The 20,306-nt window shown below is 65.4% G+C and carries 21 protein-coding genes; 12 read left to right on the plus strand and 9 right to left on the minus strand.

The features are described from left to right. Positions 1-6: 6 nt before the first annotated feature. The 3 genes from CIT40_RS22625 to CIT40_RS22635 all read right to left on the minus strand — a co-directional run bounded on the left by CIT40_RS22625 (position 7) and on the right by CIT40_RS22635 (position 4,655). Positions 7-3,234, minus strand: a complete 3,228-nt coding sequence (locus CIT40_RS22625; RefSeq protein WP_094895679.1) for an efflux RND transporter permease subunit — start codon at positions 3,232-3,234, stop codon at positions 7-9. Continuing rightward, on the minus strand, positions 3,231-4,241 hold the full coding sequence (locus CIT40_RS22630) for an efflux RND transporter periplasmic adaptor subunit (protein ID WP_094895781.1): 1,011 nt from the start codon (positions 4,239-4,241) through the stop codon (positions 3,231-3,233). The genes CIT40_RS22625 and CIT40_RS22630 overlap by 4 nt, the downstream gene beginning before the upstream one ends. 114 nt (positions 4,242-4,355) lie before the next feature. Continuing rightward, a complete protein-coding gene (locus CIT40_RS22635; protein WP_414645363.1) occupies positions 4,356-4,655 on the minus strand; it encodes an ArsR/SmtB family transcription factor in 300 nt (99 codons plus the stop codon). A gap of 116 nt (positions 4,656-4,771) precedes the next feature. On the opposite strand from CIT40_RS22635, the gene CIT40_RS22640 reads away from it, so the two are divergent. The 4 genes from CIT40_RS22640 to ccoG are packed head-to-tail and all read left to right on the plus strand — an operon-like array spanning position 4,772 to position 8,204. Continuing rightward, a complete protein-coding gene (locus CIT40_RS22640) occupies positions 4,772-6,058 on the plus strand; it encodes an NAD(P)/FAD-dependent oxidoreductase (RefSeq protein ID WP_094895681.1) in 1,287 nt (428 codons plus the stop codon). Continuing rightward, positions 6,055-6,498 carry a thioredoxin TrxC gene (gene trxC, locus CIT40_RS22645; RefSeq protein ID WP_094895682.1) on the plus strand — a complete coding sequence of 148 codons (444 nt, stop codon included), beginning with the start codon at positions 6,055-6,057 and terminating at the stop codon, positions 6,496-6,498. The genes CIT40_RS22640 and trxC overlap by 4 nt, the downstream gene beginning before the upstream one ends. A 25-nt stretch (positions 6,499-6,523) precedes the next feature. Further along, the gene (locus CIT40_RS22650; protein ID WP_028181089.1) at positions 6,524-6,727 is read left to right on the plus strand and encodes a YgaP family membrane protein; all 204 of its coding nucleotides are present in this window, start codon (positions 6,524-6,526) and stop codon (positions 6,725-6,727) included. A 40-nt stretch (positions 6,728-6,767) separates the two neighbouring features. Next, entirely contained in the window at positions 6,768-8,204 is a 1,437-nt protein-coding gene (gene ccoG, locus CIT40_RS22655; RefSeq protein WP_094895683.1) for a cytochrome c oxidase accessory protein CcoG, read from the plus strand. 25 nt (positions 8,205-8,229) lie between these two features. On the opposite strand, the gene CIT40_RS22660 is transcribed toward ccoG, so the two are convergent. Further along, the gene (locus CIT40_RS22660) at positions 8,230-9,114 is read right to left on the minus strand and encodes a transglutaminase-like domain-containing protein (RefSeq protein ID WP_094895684.1); all 885 of its coding nucleotides are present in this window, start codon (positions 9,112-9,114) and stop codon (positions 8,230-8,232) included. Positions 9,115-9,312: 198 nt separating this feature from the next. On the opposite strand from CIT40_RS22660, the gene CIT40_RS22665 reads away from it, so the two are divergent. Further along, complete coding sequence (locus CIT40_RS22665) at positions 9,313-10,230, plus strand: transglutaminase family protein (protein ID WP_094895685.1); 918 nt, start codon at positions 9,313-9,315, stop codon at positions 10,228-10,230. 105 nt (positions 10,231-10,335) lie between these two features. Beyond that, positions 10,336-11,529, plus strand: a complete 1,194-nt coding sequence (locus CIT40_RS22670; protein WP_094895686.1) for a GNAT family N-acetyltransferase — start codon at positions 10,336-10,338, stop codon at positions 11,527-11,529. Here CIT40_RS22670 and CIT40_RS22675 read toward each other — a convergent pair. Together CIT40_RS22675 and CIT40_RS22680 are read right to left on the minus strand one after the other, a co-directional pair. After that, positions 11,507-12,172 carry a DsbA family oxidoreductase gene (locus CIT40_RS22675; RefSeq protein WP_094895687.1) on the minus strand — a complete coding sequence of 222 codons (666 nt, stop codon included), beginning with the start codon at positions 12,170-12,172 and terminating at the stop codon, positions 11,507-11,509. The genes CIT40_RS22670 and CIT40_RS22675 overlap by 23 nt on opposite strands. Before the next feature lie 82 nt (positions 12,173-12,254). Continuing rightward, a complete protein-coding gene (locus CIT40_RS22680; RefSeq protein WP_094895688.1) occupies positions 12,255-13,076 on the minus strand; it encodes a helix-turn-helix domain-containing protein in 822 nt (273 codons plus the stop codon). Positions 13,077-13,177: 101 nt separating this feature from the next. Between CIT40_RS22680 and CIT40_RS22685 the strand changes: the two genes are divergently transcribed. Both CIT40_RS22685 and CIT40_RS22690 read left to right on the plus strand, forming a co-directional pair. Next, positions 13,178-13,408: a hypothetical protein gene (locus CIT40_RS22685; RefSeq protein ID WP_193550878.1), complete on the plus strand. Its 231-nt coding sequence runs from the start codon at positions 13,178-13,180 to the stop codon at positions 13,406-13,408. A 38-nt stretch (positions 13,409-13,446) separates the two neighbouring features. Continuing rightward, complete coding sequence (locus tag CIT40_RS22690) at positions 13,447-13,845, plus strand: hypothetical protein (protein ID WP_094895690.1); 399 nt, start codon at positions 13,447-13,449, stop codon at positions 13,843-13,845. A 1,254-nt stretch (positions 13,846-15,099) separates the two neighbouring features. Here the strand turns inward: CIT40_RS22690 and CIT40_RS22695 are convergent. Beyond that, positions 15,100-15,666, minus strand: a complete 567-nt coding sequence (locus CIT40_RS22695; RefSeq protein ID WP_094895782.1) for an SET domain-containing protein — start codon at positions 15,664-15,666, stop codon at positions 15,100-15,102. Positions 15,667-15,827: 161 nt separating this feature from the next. On the opposite strand from CIT40_RS22695, the gene CIT40_RS22700 reads away from it, so the two are divergent. Beyond that, positions 15,828-16,430, plus strand: a complete 603-nt coding sequence (locus CIT40_RS22700; RefSeq protein ID WP_244612011.1) for a hypothetical protein — start codon at positions 15,828-15,830, stop codon at positions 16,428-16,430. On the opposite strand, the gene CIT40_RS22705 is transcribed toward CIT40_RS22700, so the two are convergent. Beyond that, positions 16,427-17,071: a DUF6321 domain-containing protein gene (locus CIT40_RS22705; RefSeq protein WP_094895692.1), complete on the minus strand. Its 645-nt coding sequence runs from the start codon at positions 17,069-17,071 to the stop codon at positions 16,427-16,429. The genes CIT40_RS22700 and CIT40_RS22705 overlap by 4 nt on opposite strands. A 43-nt stretch (positions 17,072-17,114) precedes the next feature. After that, complete coding sequence (locus CIT40_RS22710) at positions 17,115-17,846, minus strand: TetR/AcrR family transcriptional regulator (protein WP_094895693.1); 732 nt, start codon at positions 17,844-17,846, stop codon at positions 17,115-17,117. A gap of 106 nt (positions 17,847-17,952) precedes the next feature. On the opposite strand from CIT40_RS22710, the gene CIT40_RS22715 reads away from it, so the two are divergent. From CIT40_RS22715 to CIT40_RS22725, 3 genes are all read left to right on the plus strand, one after another. Continuing rightward, entirely contained in the window at positions 17,953-19,350 is a 1,398-nt protein-coding gene (locus CIT40_RS22715) for a carotenoid oxygenase family protein (RefSeq protein ID WP_094895694.1), read from the plus strand. 37 nt (positions 19,351-19,387) lie between these two features. Continuing rightward, on the plus strand, positions 19,388-19,651 hold the full coding sequence (locus tag CIT40_RS22720; RefSeq protein WP_094895783.1) for a hypothetical protein: 264 nt from the start codon (positions 19,388-19,390) through the stop codon (positions 19,649-19,651). A 76-nt stretch (positions 19,652-19,727) separates the two neighbouring features. Then, on the plus strand, positions 19,728-20,303 hold the full coding sequence (locus CIT40_RS22725; protein WP_094895695.1) for a hypothetical protein: 576 nt from the start codon (positions 19,728-19,730) through the stop codon (positions 20,301-20,303). Positions 20,304-20,306: the final 3 nt, after the last annotated feature.

The raw sequence follows: 20,306 nt of genomic DNA on the forward strand, positions 1-20,306 counted from the left end.
GGATCCTCATGAGCTGGATTTGGCTGTGGTCGAAGCCGCCTCGCGCGGCGCGCGCAAGGCGATGTAGATCGCGGGGATCACCAGCACGGTGAGCAGGGTCGACGAGGCAAGTCCGAACAGAAGCGAGATCGCCAATCCCTGAAAGATCGGGTCGAGCAGGATCGTTGCGGCCCCGATCATGGCCGCAAGCGCGGTGAGCAGGATTGGCTTGAAGCGGACCGCGCCGGCTTCCAGCACCACCTCGCGCAGCGACTTGCCGTCCGCGCCGCTGTGACGGATGAAATCGACCAGCAGGATCGAGTTGCGCACGATGATGCCGGCCAGCGCGATGAAGCCGATCATCGAGGTCGCGGTGAACGGCGCGCCCAACAGCCAGTGCCCGATCAGGATGCCGATCAGCGTCAGCGGTATAGGCGTAAGGATGACGAGCGGGAGACGAAAACTCCTGAACTGGGCGACGACCAGCACGTAGATGCCGAGGATGGCCGCACCGAAGGCGGCGCCCATGTCGCGGAAGGTCACCCAGGTGATCTCCCATTCGCCGTCCCACAGCAGCGTCGGACGCGACTCGTCGGTCGGCTGGCCGTGCAGGCTGATCGCGGGCTTCGGCAGCCTGCCCCAGTCATGGGCCTCCACGCGGTCGGCAACCGCGAGCATGCCGTAGAGCGGCGCCTCGAAGCGTCCGGCGAGTTCGGCCATCACCATATCGGCGAAGCGGCCGTCGCGGCGGAAGATCGTCGGCGAGCCCTGCTCCATCGTCGCCTTCACGACCTGACCGAGCTCGACCACCGTCCTGCTGCCGGGCAACGTGTTCGCCGGCACCGGCGTCGAGGCCAGCGCCTCGTCCCAGACCAGATCGCGTTTTCCGAGATGCACCGCGATCTCGATCGGGTTGCGGTCCTCGCCGCGATGCGAATAGCCAATCGAGATACCGCCGAACAGCGCCTGAATGGTGTCGTAGACATCGCGCTGCTCGACGCCGAAGAATTCGAGCCGGTCCTGGTCGATCGAGAGCCGTAACCGGGGCCGCTTGGCGCCGATGGAATCGTCGACGTCGACGATGAACGGCACTTCCGCGAACACCTTCTTGAGCTCGGCCGTGACCGCACGGCGTGTGGCTGCATCGGGACCGTAGACCTCGGCGAGCAGCGTCGAAAGCACCGGCGGCCCGGGCGGCACCTCGACCACCTTGATGCTGGTGCCCGCTGGCGTATCGAGCGCCTTCAGCTTCTCGCGCAGCTCCAGCGCGATCTCGTGGCTCGCGCGCTTGCGCTCGCCCCGCGCGGCCAGGTTGACCTGCACTTCGCCGAGTTCGGGCCTCTCCCGCAGATAATAATGCCGCACCAGGCCGTTGAAATTGAACGGCGCCGGCGTGCCGGCATAGGATTGCAGCGAGGTGACCTCCGGCAATTGCCGCGCGATCTCGGCCGCGCTGAACAGCGTGCGCTCGGTCGCCTCCAGGCTCGCCCCTTCCGGCAGGTCGACGACCACGGCGATCTCGGACTTGTTGTCGAACGGCAGCAGCTTGACCGTCACCGACTTGGTCGCAAACAGCGTCATCGACGCCAGCGTCGCGATGCCGACGCCGAGCAGGAATATCCAGGCCGACCGCTTGCTGCGCACGATCGGCGTGGCGAACCGCCGGTAGAGCCGACCGAGCCGGCCTTCATCATGCGCCGCATGCGCGGAGGCCACCTCGCCCTTTGGGGCGAGCTTGAGCATCAGCCAGGGCGCGACCACCATCGCGACGAAGAACGAGAACAGCATGGCAGCCGACGCGTTGGCCGGGATCGGCGCCATATACGGGCCCATCAGGCCCGACACGAACAGCATCGGTAACAGTGCCGCGACCACGGTCAAGGTCGCGACGATGGTGGGATTGCCGACCTCCGCCACCGCCTCGATGGTCGCCTGCAGGCGCGGCCTGCCGTCGCGCATGCCCCAGTGCCGCGCGATGTTCTCGACCACGACGATGGCGTCGTCGACGAGAATGCCGATGGAGAAGATCAACGCGAACAGGCTGACACGGTTGATGGTGTAGCCCATCAGATTGGCGGCGAACATCGTCAGCAGGATCGTCGTGGGAATCACGACGAAGGTCACCAGCGCCTCACGCCAGCCGATCGCGACCGCGATCAGGATGACGATCGAGACGGTCGCAAGGCCGAGGTGGAACAGCAGCTCATTGGCCTTCTCGTTGGCGGTCTCGCCGTAGTCGCGCGTCACCGTCACCTGGATATCCTCGGGGATCAGGCGCGACTTCAAGCCCTCGAGGCGCTTGGCGATGTTCTCGGAGACGACGACGGCATTGGCACCGGCCCGCTTGGCCAGTGCGAGACTGACGGCGGGCGTCCTCGCCCAATGCCCGCCGGCATCGCGCGAATCCGTCCAGACGCGATGCTCGACGGTGCTCGGGCCGACGACGACGGAAGCAACGTCCTTGACGTAGACCGGCCGGCCGTCGCGGCTCGTGATCAGCAGCAATCCGATGTCGGGAATGCCGGACAGCGTCTGCCCCGCCGCGACGCTCCGCACGATGCCGGCATCGCGGACCTGCCCGGCCAGGAACGAGCGATTGGCGTCCTTCACCTTGGCCACGAGTTGCTGCAGCGTGATCCCGAACAGCGACAGCTTCTCCGGATCGGGCTCGACCCGGATCTGTTGCGCCGCGCCGCCGGAAATGTAGGTCAGGCCGATGTCGTCGACCTTCATCAGCTCCGATCGCAGCTTGTCGGCGAGCTCGTAGATGTCCTTGTCGGTCCAGCGGCCGGCGGCCTCCGGCTTCGGCGACAGCGTCAACACCGTCACCGCGACGTCGTTGATGCCCCGGCCGACGATCAGCGGCTCGGGAATGCCGACGGGAATGCGGTCGAGATTGGCGCGGATTTTCTCGTGCACCCTGAGGATGGCATCCTCGAACTTGGTGCCGACCAGGAAGCGCGCGGTGACCATCACGCGGTCGTCCTCGGTCTGGCTATAGACATGCTCGACGCCGTCGATGCCCTTGACGATCGATTCCAGCGGCTTGCTCACCAGCTCCACCGCGTCCGGCCCGCGCAAGCCGTCGGCATTGACGCGGATGTCCACCATGGGAACGCTGATCTGCGGCTCCTCCTCGCGCGGGATCACCACGACGGCGATCAGCCCCACGACGAGTGCCCCGATCAGGAACAGCGGCGTCAGCGGCGATGCGATGGTCGACCGGGTCAACCGTCCTGACAGACCGAGATTCACGGCTGCACCAATTGGTCACCGACCTGGATACCCGAGAGGATTTCGAGCCCGTCCGGAAGCGAAGGCGTCGGCATGTCGCGGCCGCGCTGCACCGGCACGTCGATCGTCTCGCTGCCTTTCCGGAGCTGGACGTAGTCGATGCCGAACCGCGTCGTCACGCAGCTCGAAGGAATCACGAAGGCCGGCCGCGTGCCGCTGGCGATCCAGACACGCAAGCGATCCCCGACGAAATATTCGCCGAGCCCCTCGACGGTCGCGTCCGCAATGACGCGCCCCTCCTCGATCTGGGGATAGACGAGGTCGATCACGCCGCGCTTCGAGGCTTCTCCCGCCAGCTCCGCGCCATCGACGCGGACCTTGTCGCCGGCCTTCAGAAACCGCGCATGGCGCTCCGGCACGCGCAGCCGCAGCTTGAAGTTCTGCTCGGCGACCGTCACGATCGGGTCGCCGGCGAGCACGACGGATCCCAACGTGATCAGCCGCTTCAACACGCGCCCGTCCGCCGGCGCGAGCACCTGTCCCTGGTTGAGCTGCTCGTTGATGACGGCACGCTCCGCAGTCTTGGCGCGCAGGCCGTTGTCGGCGACATTGAGCGCCGTGCGCTGTTCGTCGAGCTTGATGCGCGGCAGAATACCGCGCTCGACCAGCCCTTCGGTCCGGGTGAAGTCGAGCTGCGCCTGCTTGGCCTGAGCCTGCAGCGCCTCGATCTGCGCGTCGAGCGATTTCATCTGCAGGACCAGCTTCTCATCGCCGATGGCCGCGATGACTTGACCGGCGGTGACGCGATCGCCTTCCCGCACCTTGAGCTGAACGACAGTGCCGCCGATCCGGCTACGCGCGGGGACCACGCTGATACTCTCGACGGTCGCGAAGACCGCCTTCTCGTCGGTGACCGGCTGTTGCGCGACGGTCAGCGTTTCCGCGGCGCCAGCAGATCCCGTCGGTACTCCGATTGCCGCCCACGCAGCCAGAAGCCCCAGGCGCGCCAGATGTTGCAAAGGACACATCCCTACCGTCATCGGTTCCATCACACCGCGTCGCGGTGCCCTTTCATTTCATCGACATCGGGCGCCGGCGTGTTGATCTCGCGCAAGGCGCAGCCGCTCGCCATTTCCTAGGCTTCATTTCGTCCTTGCGGACTTCGGCGCGCAAAACACCTGATAGAGCGTCTTCAGGATTGCGCGCGCCGGCTCGCTGGCGATCGAATAGAAGATCGTTTGCGCATCGCGCCTGGAGGCGACCAGGCCATCCTTGCGAAGGAGCGCAAGATGCTGGGAGACCGTCGAGTCCCGCAAGCTCAGGAACTCGGCCAGCTCGCCGACCGACCGCTCGCCGTCGATCAGCTGGCAGATGATGAGAAGACGGTGACGATTCGAGAGCGCCTTGAGCAGCTCGCTCGCCTGGTCCGCCGCCCGCTCCATGATTTCGCTATCTATTTTCATACTTGCGTATATACGCAAATACGAATATATAGTCAAGCGCCGCATGACGATCGGACCTGAACCGGTGAAGCGGCCTGATCCAACGGAGGTTACCCATGGCGGAGATTGTCGTAATCGGTGCCGGTCTGAGCGGAACGCTGATGGCCTATGAATTGCTGCCCCAGTTGAGAAAGGAGGATCGCCTCAGCGTCGTCTCGCAAGGCGCGGTCTATCATTTCGTGCCCTCGAATCCGTGGGTGGCCGTCGGCTGGCGCAAGCGCGAGGAGATCGAGATCGATCTCGCAAACGTCATGAAGCGCAAGGGGGTGCGCCTGCTGACGCAAGGCGCAAAGCGCGTCCACCCCGAGGAGAACCGTATCGAGCTCGGCGACGGCTCGTCGATCGACTATGATTATCTGGTCGTCGCGACCGGTCCCGAACTCGCCTTCGACGAGATCCCCGGCCTCGGCCCGCAGGGCCACACGCAATCGATCTGCCACGTCGATCACGCCGCGCACGCGAAGGACGCGTTCGAAAAACTCGCGGCGAACCCCGGCCCGGTCGTGATCGGCGCCGTTCAGGGCGCCTCCTGCTTCGGGCCCGCCTACGAGTTCCTCTTTATCCTGGAGACAGAGCTGCGCAGGCGCAAGTTGCGCGACCGGGTGCCGATGACCTTCGTCACTTCGGAGCCGTATATCGGCCATCTCGGTCTCGACGGCGTCGGGGACACCAAGGGTCTTCTGGAAAGCGAGATGCGCGAGAAGCACATCAAGTGGATCACCAACGCCCGCGTCGACAATGTCGCCCCCGGCTTGATGACGGTGGAAGAACTCGCCGACAACGGCACGTCCCGCAAGGCCCATGAACTGCCTTTTGCCTATTCGATGATGTTGCCCGCCTTTCGCGGCGTCGAGGCGGTGCGCGGTATCGAGAAGCTGACCAATCCGCGCGGCTTCGTCATCGTCGACAAGCATCAGCAGAACCCTGCCTTCCCCAACGTGTTTGCGGTCGGCGTCTGCGTCGCGATCGCGCCGGTCGGCGCGACACCGGTGCCGGTCGGCGTCCCCAAGACCGGCTTCATGATCGAATCCATGGTGACGGCGACCGCGATGAACATCGGCGCCCTGCTCCGCGGCAAGGCGCCGACGGCGCAGCCGACCTGGAACGCGATCTGCCTCGCCGACTTCGGCGATTCCGGCGTCGCCTTCCTCGCGCAGCCGCAGATCCCGCCGCGCAACGTCAATTGGTCCTCCAAGGGCGAATGGGTGCACTTCGCCAAGGTCGCCTTCGAGAAATACTTCCTGCGCAAGATGCGGCGCGGCGAGAGCGAGCCGTTCTACGAGCGCTTCCTGCTCGACCGGCTGAACATCGCCAAGATCAAGGAGGTCCGAACCGGCACATGAGTACGACACGCCAGATCGTCTGCGGACATTGCCGGCGCATCAATCGCCTGCCGGCCGAACGCGCTCCGCAAGGTGCGCGCTGCGGCGCCTGTCACCAGCCGATGTTCGCCGGCCAGCCGATCGAGGTGGACGAAGCAGCCTTCGACCGCCATGTCGCCAGCAGCGACATTCCCGTGCTGATCGACGTCTGGGCGCCATGGTGCGGACCCTGCCGCGCCATGGCACCGATGTTCGAGCGCGCGGCGCAGGCGCTCGAACCCGGCGTGCAGCTGTTGAAGCTGAATTCAGACAATGCACCCGCATTGTCGTCGCGGCTCAACATCAGCGGCATTCCGACGCTGCTGTTGATGCATGGGGGTCGCGAGATCGCCCGCCATTCCGGCGCGATGGATACGCGCAGCATCGTCGCCTGGACCGAAGCCAAACTGAACCGTTCGTAACGTCGCCAATCAAAAGGAGCCTGCCATGAATGTCGATAAAGCCGTCCTCGCCTTTGCGGGGTTCGTCGTCCTGCTCGGTCTCGCACTGGGCACTTATGTGAATGCGTATTGGTACCTGCTGACGGCGTTCGCCGGGCTGAACATGTTGCAGGCCTCGTTCACGGGATTCTGCCCGGCGGCGATCGTGTTCAGGAAGCTGGGCCTGAGCAGCGGCTGCGCGTTCTCCTGAACGCAACGCAGATGCAGTCAGTGATGCGGGGGAATTTGCCATGACCGACGACACCTTCATCGAGGGGCCTCTCTACGAGAAGCGCAGGAAGGTCTATCCGCAATCGGTCCACGGGCGGTTCCGCCGCATCAAATGGGCGATCCTGTGCGTCACGCTCGGGGTTTATTATCTCCTGCCGTTTGTGCGCTGGAATCGCGGACCCGGCCTGCCCGACCAGGCGGTGCTGATCGACCTGCCGCATCGCCGCTTCTATTTCTTCTTCATCGAGCTGTGGCCGCAGGAGGTGTATTACTTCACCGGCCTCCTCATCCTCGCGGCCATGATGCTGTTCCTGATGAACGCAGTCGCGGGGCGGCTGTGGTGCGGCTATCTGTGCCCGCAGACGGTGTGGACCGATCTGTTCTACGCCGTTGAGCGCTGGGTCGAGGGCGATCGCCGCGAGCGCATGCAGGGCGACAAGCGCTACTGGAGCTTCGACCACATCCGGAAGGTCGCACTCAAACACTTCCTCTGGGTCATGATCGCCTGGTGGACCGGCGGCGCCTGGGTGCTGTATTTCGACGACGCGCCGACCCTGGTGAAGGAGCTCGCCACCTTCCAGGCCCCGTTCATCGCCTATCTCTGGATCGGCATCCTGACCGCCACGACCTATGTCTTCGCCGGCCACGCCCGCGAGCAGATGTGCATCTACATGTGCCCGTGGCCGCGCATCCAGGCGGCCTTGACCGACGAATGGGCGCTCAACGTCACCTATCGACGCGACCGCGGCGAGCCGCGCATGTCGGTGAAGAAGGCGGAAGCCGCCCGTGCCCATGGCGATTTCGCCGGCGATTGCGTCGATTGCCACCAGTGCATCAATGTCTGCCCGACCGGCGTCGACATCCGCCACGGCATCCAGCTCGGCTGCATCCAGTGCGGCCTGTGCATCGACGCCTGCGACAACGTAATGAGCGAGATCGGCCGGCCCCAAGGCCTGATCGGCTACGACACCGACATCAACATGCAGCGCCGGCGCGAGGGCAAGCCGCCGATCTATCGTATCGTGCGCGCGCGCACGCTGATCTATGTGGCCGCGATCGCCATTGTCGGCAGCGTCATGCTGTACACTCTCGCCACGCGCGCGACCCTGGACGTCAACGTGCTGCACGAGCGCAATCCGCTGTTCGTTCAGCTCTCGGATGGCGGCGTGCGGAACGATTACACCGTGCGCATCCTCAACAAGGGCGCAGAGCGATCTTTCGCGCTCAAGGTCTTGGACCTGCCAGGCGCCACGGTTCGCGTCGCGGGCGTCGAACCGGGACCAGACGGTAACACGATCGTCCTTGTTGGACAGGATCAGACCCGCGAGGTCCGGATGTCGGTGCAGGTTTCGCCCGACCGCGTGCCCAAGTCCGCGATCGATATCGGAGTTGAGATCACCGATGTCGCAAGCGGGGAGCGCGCCGAGGCGCGCGATCATTTCGTGCCGAAGGAGTGAAAGTCGATGCTGCGGAGCAATCGTCTCAAGCCATGAGACGTTGCAGCCTCGACTGCGCGCGCGGGGCCATGACGATGTCAGGCGCGAGCTGGACCGAACTGTCGTGCACGACCTCTTCCGTCACGACGTTGAACCGAACCAGCTCCGCCTGGCCGAACGCCGTCGAGATCGCGACGTCGGCGGCGTCGCGGCCGCGGGCAATGACGATCCGGCCGATGCGCGGATGGTTGTGGCGCGCGTCGAACGTGTACCATCGACCACCGATATAGGCCTCGAACCAGGCGCTGAAATCCATCGGTGCCGGGTCGGGAGGCACCCCGATATCGCCGAGATAGCCGGTGCAATAGCGCGCTGGAATGTTCATGCAGCGGCACAACGTCACGGCCAAATGGGCGAAGTCCCGGCAGACGCCGATGCGCTCGGCATGACCTTCGGACGCCGTGCGGTCACCGCGTGCAAACTGGTAGCCGAATTTGATGCGGTCGTGGACATAGTCGCAAATCGCCTGCACGCGCTGACCGCCGCCTTCAATCTTGCCGAAGGTCGACCAGGCCAGATCCGCCAGTTTCTGGGTGTCGCAATAGCGGCTGCCCAGCAGATAAACGAGCGTGTCGTCGGGCAGGTCCTGAAGCTGAAGCTGAGCTGCGAACGGCGCCGCCGGCTCGGGAACGCCGGAATCTGCGATCACGAAGTCGTTGCGGATCTCGATCAGACCGCTTGGCGCGACCACGCGGGTGCAGACGTTGCCGAAGGCATCGAGGTAGTCCCTGGTGGCAACACCGGGCGTGGTCTGGATGGCGTGCGGGGACAAGAGATCGCCGTGCCGCGACGGATGCACACTCAGCATCAGGATCATCGGGACGTCTTGAAGGCAATTGAACGCAATGTCGTAGCCGGCGCGAATCTTCAAGATCGTCTCCTCGGAGTCGTCGTTGACCTCAGCGCAAACACCTGCCCCGGCGCATTCGTTCCGCGTCTTCGGCTGCAGCGCTGCTGAAATGAAGGGCAATTGTGCCTGTCGCCCCCTTTCCTCTGCCGTATCCCTCGAATCCCTGCTTGGACCGGGGACGAAAGCAGGGTCATATGGCCGCGGGCCGGAAGCGAGCACATGACAACCTACGCCGTCCACCACAGAACGATCTACCGCTATCGTCAGCCGGTGAAGCTCGGGCAGCACCAGCTGCTATTCCGGCCACGCGACAGCTACGACCAGCGCCTGCTGGACTGCCGGCTCGTCATCCGGCCCGAACCCGCCGAAATCCGCTGGATTCACGACGTCTCGGGCAATTGCCTCACGCTGGTCGACTTCGACACCGTGAGCGACCGGCTCGAGTTCGACACCACTATCGAGCTCGACCATACGCCGGAGAACACGCCGGACTTCCGCATCGAGGACTACGCCCGCGAGCATCCGTTCGCCTATGCGGACAGCGAGTTGCCAGATCTCGAACCCTATATGCGTCGCCATCATCCCGACGATGTCGCCGTGGAGGAGTGGTTGGCCAAGTTCGTGGCAGCGGACGGCCGGCGGCCCACGGGCCAATTGTTGATGACGCTCAACGAGGCCATTGCCGAAGGCTTCTCCTACCAGCGCCGGACGATGCGGGGAACACAGACGCCTGCGGAGACGCTTGAGTTGCAGCAGGGGACATGCCGCGACTTCGCGCTGCTGATGATGGAGGCGGCACGCGCGCTCGGCTTCGCCGCCCGCTTCATCACCGGCTATGTCTACGTCGCCGATCGCGACGGGCCGGCGCGGCTCGGCGGCGGCTCGACCCACGCCTGGTGCTCGATCTACGTGCCCGGCTCGGGCTGGGTGGAGTTCGATCCGACCAACGGCATCGTCGGCAATCGCGACCTGATCCGGGTCGGCGTCGCCCGGACGCCGCAGCAGGCCATTCCGCTCTGGGGCTCCTATTGGGGAGAACCCGAGGACGATCTCGGCATGGAAGTCTCGGTGAACGTGAAGACCGAGCGGGCTCCTCCGGCCGACCAGCCCGCCGCGACATCGTCAACGCGACGTTAACAATTTCGCGCAATTTGACGCGGCGCCCGAACGGCATTTTCCATCCTATGCGCTAGCATGCCCCACAGAACTCGGGCTCGGCCCGCGTGAACGGGGACGAGGGACGTGGTCGACATCGCGCAGCAGGCAGCGATCCATCCGGCACCGGCGGCGGATGCCACGACGGCGCGCGTGCCGCTCACGGCGATCGACCCCGGCCAGTGGCGCGCACTCGCGCAGCGGGCGATCGAGCCGAACGGGTATTACCTGCCCGGCTGGGAGCTCGCCGTCAGCGCCACCGCGCGCGGCCGCACCGAAGCCTCGGCCTTGCCCGCATTCGACGGCTCATCGTCGCGGCTGATCGGGCTGATGCCGGTGATCCCGCTATGGCGCGCCCTGAAGATCCCCCTGCCCGCGCTGGTGAGCGCGCACCCTTACGGCACGCTGTGCAGCCCGCTGATCGACCGCGACGCTCCGATCGAGGCGGCCACGCAACTGTTGCAACGGGCCCGCGAGGCCGGCGCGCATGCGCTGGTGCTCAACGACATCGCGCTCGACGGTGCCGCGATGAATGCACTGAAGCAGGTCCTGGACCGCGACGGCCTGACGCCGCGCGTGCTGTCCTCCTACGTCCGTGCCAGCCTGGATGCGACGCAAAATGACGAAACGCTGCTGCGCGAAGCGCTCGGCGCCAGGAAGCTCAAGGAGTTGCGCCGACAACGCCATCGTCTCGAAGAGCACGGCCCCGTTGCGTTCGACGTGGCCCGCCGGCCTGACGGGATCGGGCCCGCCCTCGAGACATTCCTGCAGCTCGAAGCCAGCGGCTGGAAGGGCAAGCGCGGCACCGCGCTGGTCCAGCACGCCGGCGATGCGACCTTCATTCGCCGCGCCGTGCCGGCCCTGGCCGAGACCGCGCAGTGCGAGATCATCACGCTTCGGGCCGGGACGACGCCGGTGGCCGCCGGCATCGTGCTGCGCCATCAGGACCGCGCCTTCTTCTTCAAGCTCGGCATCGACGAGCGCTTTGCGAAATATTCCCCCGGCGTGCAGCTCACCCTCGAGCTGACCCGCCATCTCTGCGCCGATCCCTCCATCGCCAGCGCGGATTCCACCGCGAGCGCCGACCACCCCATGATCAACCCGATCTGGCGCGGGCGTTTTACGATCGGCGACGTGCTGATCCCGTTGCGGCGGCACGATCCGGTCGTGGCGCTCATCCATGGCGCCTTGCTGGGCCGCAACGCCGCGCATGAGGCTGCGCGACGTCTGGTCCGCCGGCTCCGCAAATCAGCGAAAACTACTCCGCCGCCTGCGCGTTGATCTCCGCCGAGACCTGGCGGATGGCGCGCGCGAGCAGGTTCGGATCCTGCGCGCCGGAAACGGCGTATTTCTGCGCAAAGACGTAGGTCGGTACGCCGGAGATGCCCTTCTCGGCGGCCTCCTGCGCGTCCGCCGAAACGCGCGCGACGTCCTCGTCGGTGGCGAGGCGCTTGCGCACGTCGTCGGCATCGAGGCCGATATCGGCCGCCGCCTGCACCAGCACATTCACATCGGTGAGATCGCCGCCATCGCGGAAATACAGCTCCATCAGGCGCTGCTTCATCTCGGGCGCCTTGCCGATCGCTTCCGCCCATAGGATCAAGCGATGGCAGTCGGTCGTGTTGGGCTGGCGCGCCACCAGCTCGGGCTTGTAGAGAAGGCCTTCCTCGCTCGCGGCCGCGACGACGCGCCCCGCAATGCCCTTGTAAGCCTCGACCGAGCCGAATTTCTGGGTGAGATAGTCGTCGCGGCTGATGCCCTCGCGGGGCACCCAGGGATTGAGAAAGAACGGGCGGAAATTGAGCTTAACCGGGACGTCCGGCACCAGCGCCAGCGCGCTCTCGATCCGGTGCTTGCCGATATAGCACCAGGGGCACACCACGTCGGAGACGACGTCGATCTGGAGCGGTTTCAGCGTGCTCATGTCAGGCGCCTCCTTCGGGCGATAAGGGTTCGTCGGAAGATAAGCCGAACCCGCTCCGAGGCAAGGGCGTTAAGGATGGGCGCTAAGTCATGGCTGCTGCCATCTGCCTGAGCCGCTCGGCGGTGCGCTCGTCGGCCGGGAAGAAGGTTTCCAGCGCCAGCTCCGACAGTGTGATGTCGACGGGCGTGCCGAACACCATCGTGGTGGAGAAGAAGCTCAGGATTTCACCGTCGTGACGCAGCTTGAACGGGATCGCGACATTGTCGCTCGACAGCGGCCCCGCGCGCGCCGGAATCGGGTAGCTCTTGAGGTCGGTGTAGAGCTTGACCAGCCCGGGATCGGCCGTCACCTCGCATTGCCGGTGCAGACGCTCCAAGAGATGGCCGCACCATTCCGCGAGATTGACCGTGCGCGGCGCCAGCGCCTCGGGGTGAAAGGCCAGCCTGAGCACGTTGAGGGGCTGGCCGAGCAGATGTGGCGGAATGCCGTCGAGCAGCGGCGCCACCATGCGGTTGGCGGAGACCAGGTTCCAGTGCCGGTCCACCGCGAGCGCGGGATTGGGCTCGTGCGCTTTGAGCACGAGGTCGATCGCCTGGCGGGCTGATTTCAAGGCGGGATCCTCCAGCGGGCGCTGCTGGAACGCCGGCGCGTAGCCGGCCGCGACCAGCAGCACGTTGCGTTCGCGCAAGGGCACGTCGAGACGTTCGGCGAGCCGCAGCACCATGTCGCGCGAGGGCGCGGCGCGACCGGTCTCGACGAAGCTCAAGTGACGCGCCGAGATTTCGGCCTCGCCCGCGAGATCAAGCTGGCTCATGCGGCGGCGCTGCCGCCATTCGCGCAAATGGTCGCCGATGTGAACCGGCTGGCTGCGGTCGGCCTGTGCCGTGGATGCATGTGCGTTCATGGCCGAAAACCTATCATGCGGATTTCGGCCCATCCATTACCCGCGAGGTAATCGAATTGGCCCGCGGGCCGGCGCATCTTCGGTGGCGACAGGAGATGACCATGATCGCGCTGCTGCTCTACCGGACCGTCGCTGACCACCTTGTTCCCTGGGTCGTGGCCTTCGCAACGCGGATGCTGGCGCGCAGCCTCAACATGCCGGAGCCGCTGCTGCATTCGACCGGCGACTATGTAGTTGCACGGGTCACGGCCTTCGAGCACGGCGTCGGCAGGAGCCTCTGTCCGTTCCGCCTCGCCCGCCTGCTCCGCGCCTGGTGGCGCGGACTGCGCTGAATTCCACCCCGAGCCCACCCTGACCAAGGAGACCTCAAATGATCGACGCTTCCACCTTCCTGCGCCGCGCGCTGCTTGCCGATGCCGTCTTCAGCGGCGGCGCCGCCCTCGGCTTCACGTTCGGCGCCGGCACTTTCGCGACACTGTTCAACCTGCCGGAAGCGCTGCTGCGCGAGACCGGCCTGTTCCTGATCGCCTATGCCGCGCTGGTCGGCTGGCTGGCCTCGCGCGCCTCGGTGGCGAAGGCGCTCGTGCTGCTGGTCGTGGTCGGCAACGCGGCCTGGACCGTCGGCAGCATCGCGCTGCTGTTGTCGGGCGCGGTGTCGCCGAATATCGCCGGCGAGGTCATGGTCGTCGCGCAGGCCATCGCCACCGGCGTGTTCGCCGAGCTGCAATATGTGGGATTGCGGAAGAGCGGGAGTGTCGTCACAGCCTGATGATCTTGTGTCCCGGACGCGCTGCAGCGCTCCTGCGCTGCTGCGCAGAGCCGGGACCCATGCCGCACGGATCGGTCGCGGATACATGGACCCCGGCTCAGCAGCGCACCGCTGAAGGAGCGCTGCGCTGCGTCCGGGGCACGAGACCGTAGTTTTTACACAGCTGTTTCCACATCGTCATTGCGAGCGCAGCGAAACAATCCAGACTGCCTCCACGGAAAGATCCTGGATTGCTTCGCTGCGCTCGCAATTACGGAATGTGTGCGGCACCAGTTTGTGCTCTCCATCCGTCTTCATTACAGACATATCTCCGCGCTCTCGCGGCGCATTTCGCCCGAGCTTTGCCCGATCGTTCGCGCCCTTCGTTGCCAAAGGGCGCAGGGAAGGCCGGGCGCCGGCGGCACCCGAGTCCGTGTACAAGAAAACTGCACACGGGGTGGACTACAGGTGATGCCGGTCGCCCGGCCTTCCCTGCGCGGATGGTTTTAACGGTGTCCTTCGTGCTCTCCTCGGGGAGCGTTGCACTATTGCCCCCGTCGCCTTGCGGATGGCTGATGCACGTGCCCGGTCGGGCCGCCGCATCACCGCAAGCCTTGACGCCAGAACCGCGGGCGTCGGGACCACACGACTTCTCCGTCCGCGGACGATTTGGCCTCAGCGCCCGGGGCTTGGTGTGCACACCCCGGACCATCGACCAAACCGCTGTGACCGCGCCGTGTCGTATGCGCATCGCGCCGGGACTCAACGGTCGCCCGCCCCTGTCCCCACGCAATCGCGCCGGCGCTACCGCGTCCACCGCACCCCGACCCGCATCTCGTGACGATCGCGAAGCGCCCCTCTGGCAGGGCCGGGATGGCGTCTCTATGCCACAAATCCGAAATTCGGAAAAGCGATATATTTCTCCCAGGAGGGATTGACGGGTTTTGGGTGTTTTGCCCGACGCCTCGCCGCCGGCAGCACCCCTGCCGACATTCCGTGGCGCGCGGTACGTCACGCGGTCGGATGGTTGATGGTCGTGGCGCAGGCCATCGCCACCGGCGTGTTTGCCGAGCTGCAATATGTGGGGTTGCGGAAGAGTGCGCGCGTGGCGGCGGCGTTAGGCCGCTAGTGTCCCGGACCCGCTGCGACGCTTTCGGCGTTGCGGCGCAGAGCCGGGACCCACGCCACACGGGTCGCCCGCGGATACATGGACACCGGCTCTGCAGCGCACCGCCGAAGAGGCGCTGCGCCGCGTCCGGGGAACGAGAGCGTCGGCTACGCCCGCGCTCGGCCGTTCGCCTTGGCGACGGCGTGACCGTTCAGCTTCTTCTTTTTGGCGGCCTTGGTCTTCGAACCCTTGGCAGCTACCTTCTTGGTGGCGCGCGCCTTCACCTTGGCGGCTTCCGCGCGTGCCTCGGCGCGTTGCTTCTTGCGCTTCTTCTCGCAGGACTCGCACTTGCAGCCGATCGGCTTCAGATAGGCTTTGAAATAGTCGGTGCCGTAATCGTAATTGATCTCGTCGCCCGGCTCGATATTCCTGATGGCGCGGATGAAGACCTTGCGCTCGCGCGGCCGGACGTCCGACTCGGCGTTGGGCCGGCAGGAATGGTTGATGTAGCGGGCGAGATTCTTGCGCACCGAACCGTCGATGGTCCAGCGGCCGTTGAGCTCGAACAGGTATTTGTTCTCGATCTCGTCGTGCGCGGGAATCTTGGAGTCCAGAATCGGTCCGAAATAGCGGATGATCCGGGTCCCCTTCTTGATCGGCATGGTGGCGAACAGGCCAAGTCCGGTCTTGGAGCGGCCGACCCGGTAGGATTTGCTGGAAGCGATGGCTGGCATGATCAAGGGTAATGAGAAACGCAAACGAGGCGACAGGCCTCAGGCGAAGCCGCTCTTCTAGAACGATTCCGCGCCGCTGTCAGGTCCATCCCACGCCTGTTTGAACCTTGCCCACAATGAAGACGTCTGATGAGACGGAGTTCCCGGCGATGAAGCCCATGATGAACCGTATCACCATACGCCTGGCTGTCCTGATGATTGCCATTGGCGTGAACAGCGCCGGCGCCCAATCCGTGGGCAGCACATACACCTCGACGGCGCCAAAGGATTGCCGTCAGGTCGGCAAGCCCAGCGAGCTCGACGGCAGCACGACGCGGGCATGCCCGGGCAAGGCGGGCCTGACGGTGCTGATCGCCGAGGACGATCTTCGCGAAATCGTCTCGGTCGGCCGCAATCGCAGGCAAGCTGCCGAGGAACCGGCGGCGAAGGTGTGGTTTGGCCCGTTCAATTCGTCGGAGACCACGATCGAATGGCGCTCCATTGGCGCCAAGCCGTTCGCGATCATCCAACGCTGGCACATCGCCGATAATGACGATCCCGACAAGCAGGGTCGGCCGAACACCAGGGCCATGCTGGTCGTGACTCGGCTGCCGCCGGGCCCGGTCTGCCATGTCGCCTATGTCGATGCGATGGCCAATCCGGATGCCAACGAGCTCGCGCGCAAGGCCGCCGACGATGCCGCCCGCGGCTTCGTGTGCGGCAAGGACGAGGTGAAGATCATTGGCGCGCGCGGCCGCGCCGTTGAGCTCGCAACGATGCGCTAGCGTTTGGTCCGCCGATAGCGCGCCAGCAGCCGCTCGCCCTTGACAGCGATGCGCCGTGCCGCCGCCACAGTCTTCGGCACCGGTTCTCCCCAGGCATGCGCCGACAATGCGTGGCGGGTCGGCCGGCCCTTGGCATCGACCAGCGGCGGCAGTTTCGCGCGGCCGTAGAAGCGCACCGCCCAGCTGCCTTTCCGCCGCATCTCCTGCGGCGTCATCTCTGCCTCCGGCTTGGTGACGCCAGGCCGCAGATGGGCGCCCTGCTTGCGCGCGAATGCCTTGCGGCCCGCCGCGGTCAGGCCGCCGCGCGGATCCTTTTCGCGTGCGGACGCGCTGCCCTTGCGTGAGGATTTCGCCGTCTTCTTTGCGCTGCGCTTGCGACTCTTCTTCGCAGATTTTTTCGCCGACTTCGCCTTCGATTTGGAGGTCTTCTTCTTGAACGTCTTCTTCTTGGACGTCTTCTTCTTGGATGTCTTCTTCGCTGCCATGCGCATGTTGTCCACGAGGTTGGGATAGCGGCGGCCGGCGCGCCGGGCGCGCGCTTTCGCCGCCGATTTCTGCGCGGGACTGAGATGCTTGGCGGCCTTGCCGGCCCGCTTGCGGGGGTTCGAGCGTTTCCAGGGCGCGCGTGGTGTTTTTGCCATGGGGCGTCAACGCATCACCGAGGCAAGAGTTGCGTAGGCCGGCTCACGGACCGGGCGGCTTTCCCGCCATCGGCACCGTCAGCATCGCCTCGAGAAGCCGCTCCGCCGTCGTGCCCTCAGGCAGCCGCCCCAGGATGTCCTCGAGCCGTCCGTCGAGCAGCAGCGTGGTGAAGCCGTGCACCATCGACCAGGCGCGTGCGATCGCCGCACCCTGGTTCAATGTCAGCGCGTCTTCGCTGATCCGCTCCTGCCGCATCGCGCCGATCGCATTCGCAAGTCCGGCGAAGGAGGCTTCGGCCGCCTCGTGCAGCGAGGGCCTGGAATAGTCGAGCCGCTCGGTACGGAACATGATGCCGTACATGCCGGGATGGGCTTGCGCATAGGCGACATAGGCTTTGGGACGCGCCAGCGCGGCCTGGAGCGGCGTGGTGGCGGCATCGGAGGACGACGCCATCGCCGCGTTGAACTGGCGGAAGCCGACGGCGGCGAGCTCGCTGAGCAGGCCGGTGAGATCGCCGAAATGATGGGTGGGCGCGGCATGCGAGACGCCCGCCTCGCGCGCCACCGCGCGCAGAGTAAGGCCGGCGAGCCCCTCGCGCTCCAGCACCCGTTCGGCGGCCTGGAGCAGCGCCTCGCGCAAGGCGCCGTGATGATAGGGCGTCTCGGTCTTCGCGCCCTTGGCACGGCGTGCCGGACGGGATGCCGCAGTCGCATTCGTTGTTCGGATGGAACGCGCGCTTCGCGCCGTTTCGCTCTTGGTGTCGGTCTTTGCCATCCGCAAGCTATATGACGCAATATTGACAGTGTAAAGATTTCGCTTGACGAACGCGGCGATCGGCGCTATTTCATCTTTACGATGTAAAGATAGGGAGGGATATGCCGTGCAGCACGATGCCGCCGCCGAGCGCCGCAACAATATCGCGCCGATCCCGTTCGAGGCGGACGCGCCATTCCTGAAGATCATCGGCGAATTGCCGCGCGAGCTCAACGGCGTGCTCTATCGCAACGGCCCCAATCCGCAATTCGATTCCCCCGGTGCACATTGGTTCGTCGGCGACGGCATGCTGCACGCCTTCCACCTCGAAAACGGCCGCGCCAGCTATCGCAACCGCTGGGTCCGCACCCCGAAATGGCTGGCCGAGCACGATGCCGGCCGCGCCCTGTTCGGCGGCTTCGGCCGCAAGCTGCCGGATGCGCCCGCCGATCTCACCGACGGCGGCGTCGCCAACACCAACATCATCTTCCATGCCGGCAAGCTGCTGGCGCTGGAAGAAGCGCATCTGCCGACCGAGATCGAGCCGGGCACGCTGGCGACGCGCGGCTATCACAACTACCAGGGCCGCGTCGCCGGCAGTTTTACCGCGCATCCGAAGATCGACCCCATCACCGGCGAGCTCGTGTTCTTCGGCTACAACGCGGCAGGTCCGTTGACCCCCGCCCTCTCCTACGGCGCGATCGATGCCTCCGGCAAGGCGACGCGCTTCGAGCGGTTCGAGGCCCCCTATGCCAGCATGGTGCACGACTTCATCGTCACCGAAAACCATGTGCTGTTTCCGATCCTGCCGATCACAGGCAGCATGGAGCGCGCCATGAGCGGCCGGCCGCCCTACGCCTGGGAGCCGGACAAGGGCGCCTATGTGGGCGTGATGAAGCGCAGCGGCACCGCAAAGGACATCGTCTGGTTCCGCGGTGAAGCCTGCTACGTCTTCCACATCATGAACGCGTGGGAGGACGACAACCGCATCATTGCCGACGTCATGCAGTTTGAGGAAGCGCCGCTGTTTCCACATCCCGACGGCCGGCCGACCGATCCGGAGAAGTCGCGCGCCCGGCACTGCCGCTGGACCTTCGATCTCTCGGGCAATACCGACCGCTTCCGGCAGACCTATCTCGACGACCTCACCGGCGAATTCCCGCGCATCGACGACCGCCACGCCGGGCTGAAGAACCGTCACGGCTGGTACGCCTGCGCCAATCCGAAACGGCCGACATTCGGCGCGCTCTCCGGCATCGTCCATGTCGACGGCAACGGCAGGCGTCTCGGCCATTATCTGCTGCCCGCCGGCGACACCATCTCCGAACCGGTGTTCGTCGAGAGATCGAAGGATGCGGCTGAGGGCGATGGCTGGCTGCTGGCCGTCGTCTGGCGGGCGTGGGAAAATCGCAGCGATCTCGCCGTCTTCAACGCCACCGATGTCGAGGCCGGCCCCGTCGCGCTGGTGCAGCTCGGCCACCGCGTGCCCGACGGCTTTCACGGCAATTGGGTCAATGCGCAATAGCAGTCGCGGAATGACATCGCGGAAACGGGACTCCTCCATGCACATATCCTCGATCACCGCAGACCTCCTCGCCATCCTCGCGCTGATCTGTGCCGCGCTGACTCTCGAGGTGATCCATCTGCGTCGGAGCGGCCAGGTCATCTTCAATGGCGGCATCCTGCTGGGCCTCGGCCTCGCGGTTGCCTGTGGGCTGCCCCTCCTGCCGCGCCTGAACTTGGCGCAATTGGCCGACGAGGCTTTCGACCAAGCCCTTGCCGCATTGCAACTTCTACATGTTGCCTACACCATTTTGACACTGTAAAGATTTCACTTGACCCGACCACACCTCTGAATTATTGATCTTTACATCGTAAAGATAAACCCGACCGAGGGTGGCAATGGCGATTTTCCTGATCCTCGCGCCCTACGGCGCTTTCAGCCTGCTGATGCTGGTGACGTCGGCCGTGATGAGCGTGTTCGTGGCCTCCGCGATCTGCCTCGTCACCGTCGCAATCGATGTGCTGCGCGGGCGCTCGGTGAAGATTCTGGCGACGGGCTCGGCGATCGTGTTCGCCTCCATCGGCCTCTACCTCACGCTGATCGACCCGCAGCTCGGAACGCTCGGGGTCAAGCTCTCGATCGATATCGGCATCTTCGTCATCTCGCTCGGCTCGCTGCTGGTCCGCCGTCCCTTCACCTTGCAATACGCGCTCGAAGCGGTGCCGGCCGAGACCGCGGCGATTCCCGGCTTTCTCACCGCCAACTACGTCATCACCGGCGCCTGGACCATGGCCGCGTTGCTGATGGCGGCCGGCAATCTCGTGCTGCTCTACGTTCCCGGCTTGCCGCTCTGGTCGAGCCTTGCGGTCGCCTTCGCCGCCCGCAACAGCGCGATATACTTCACAAAATGGTATCCCGAGTATCGTCAGATCAAGTACGGTACGCCCGCCCGCGCCTTACCCGACGCAAGCTGAACA

The sequence above is a fragment of the Bradyrhizobium amphicarpaeae genome (assembly GCF_002266435.3).
GTDB lineage: Bacteria > Pseudomonadota > Alphaproteobacteria > Rhizobiales > Xanthobacteraceae > Bradyrhizobium > Bradyrhizobium amphicarpaeae.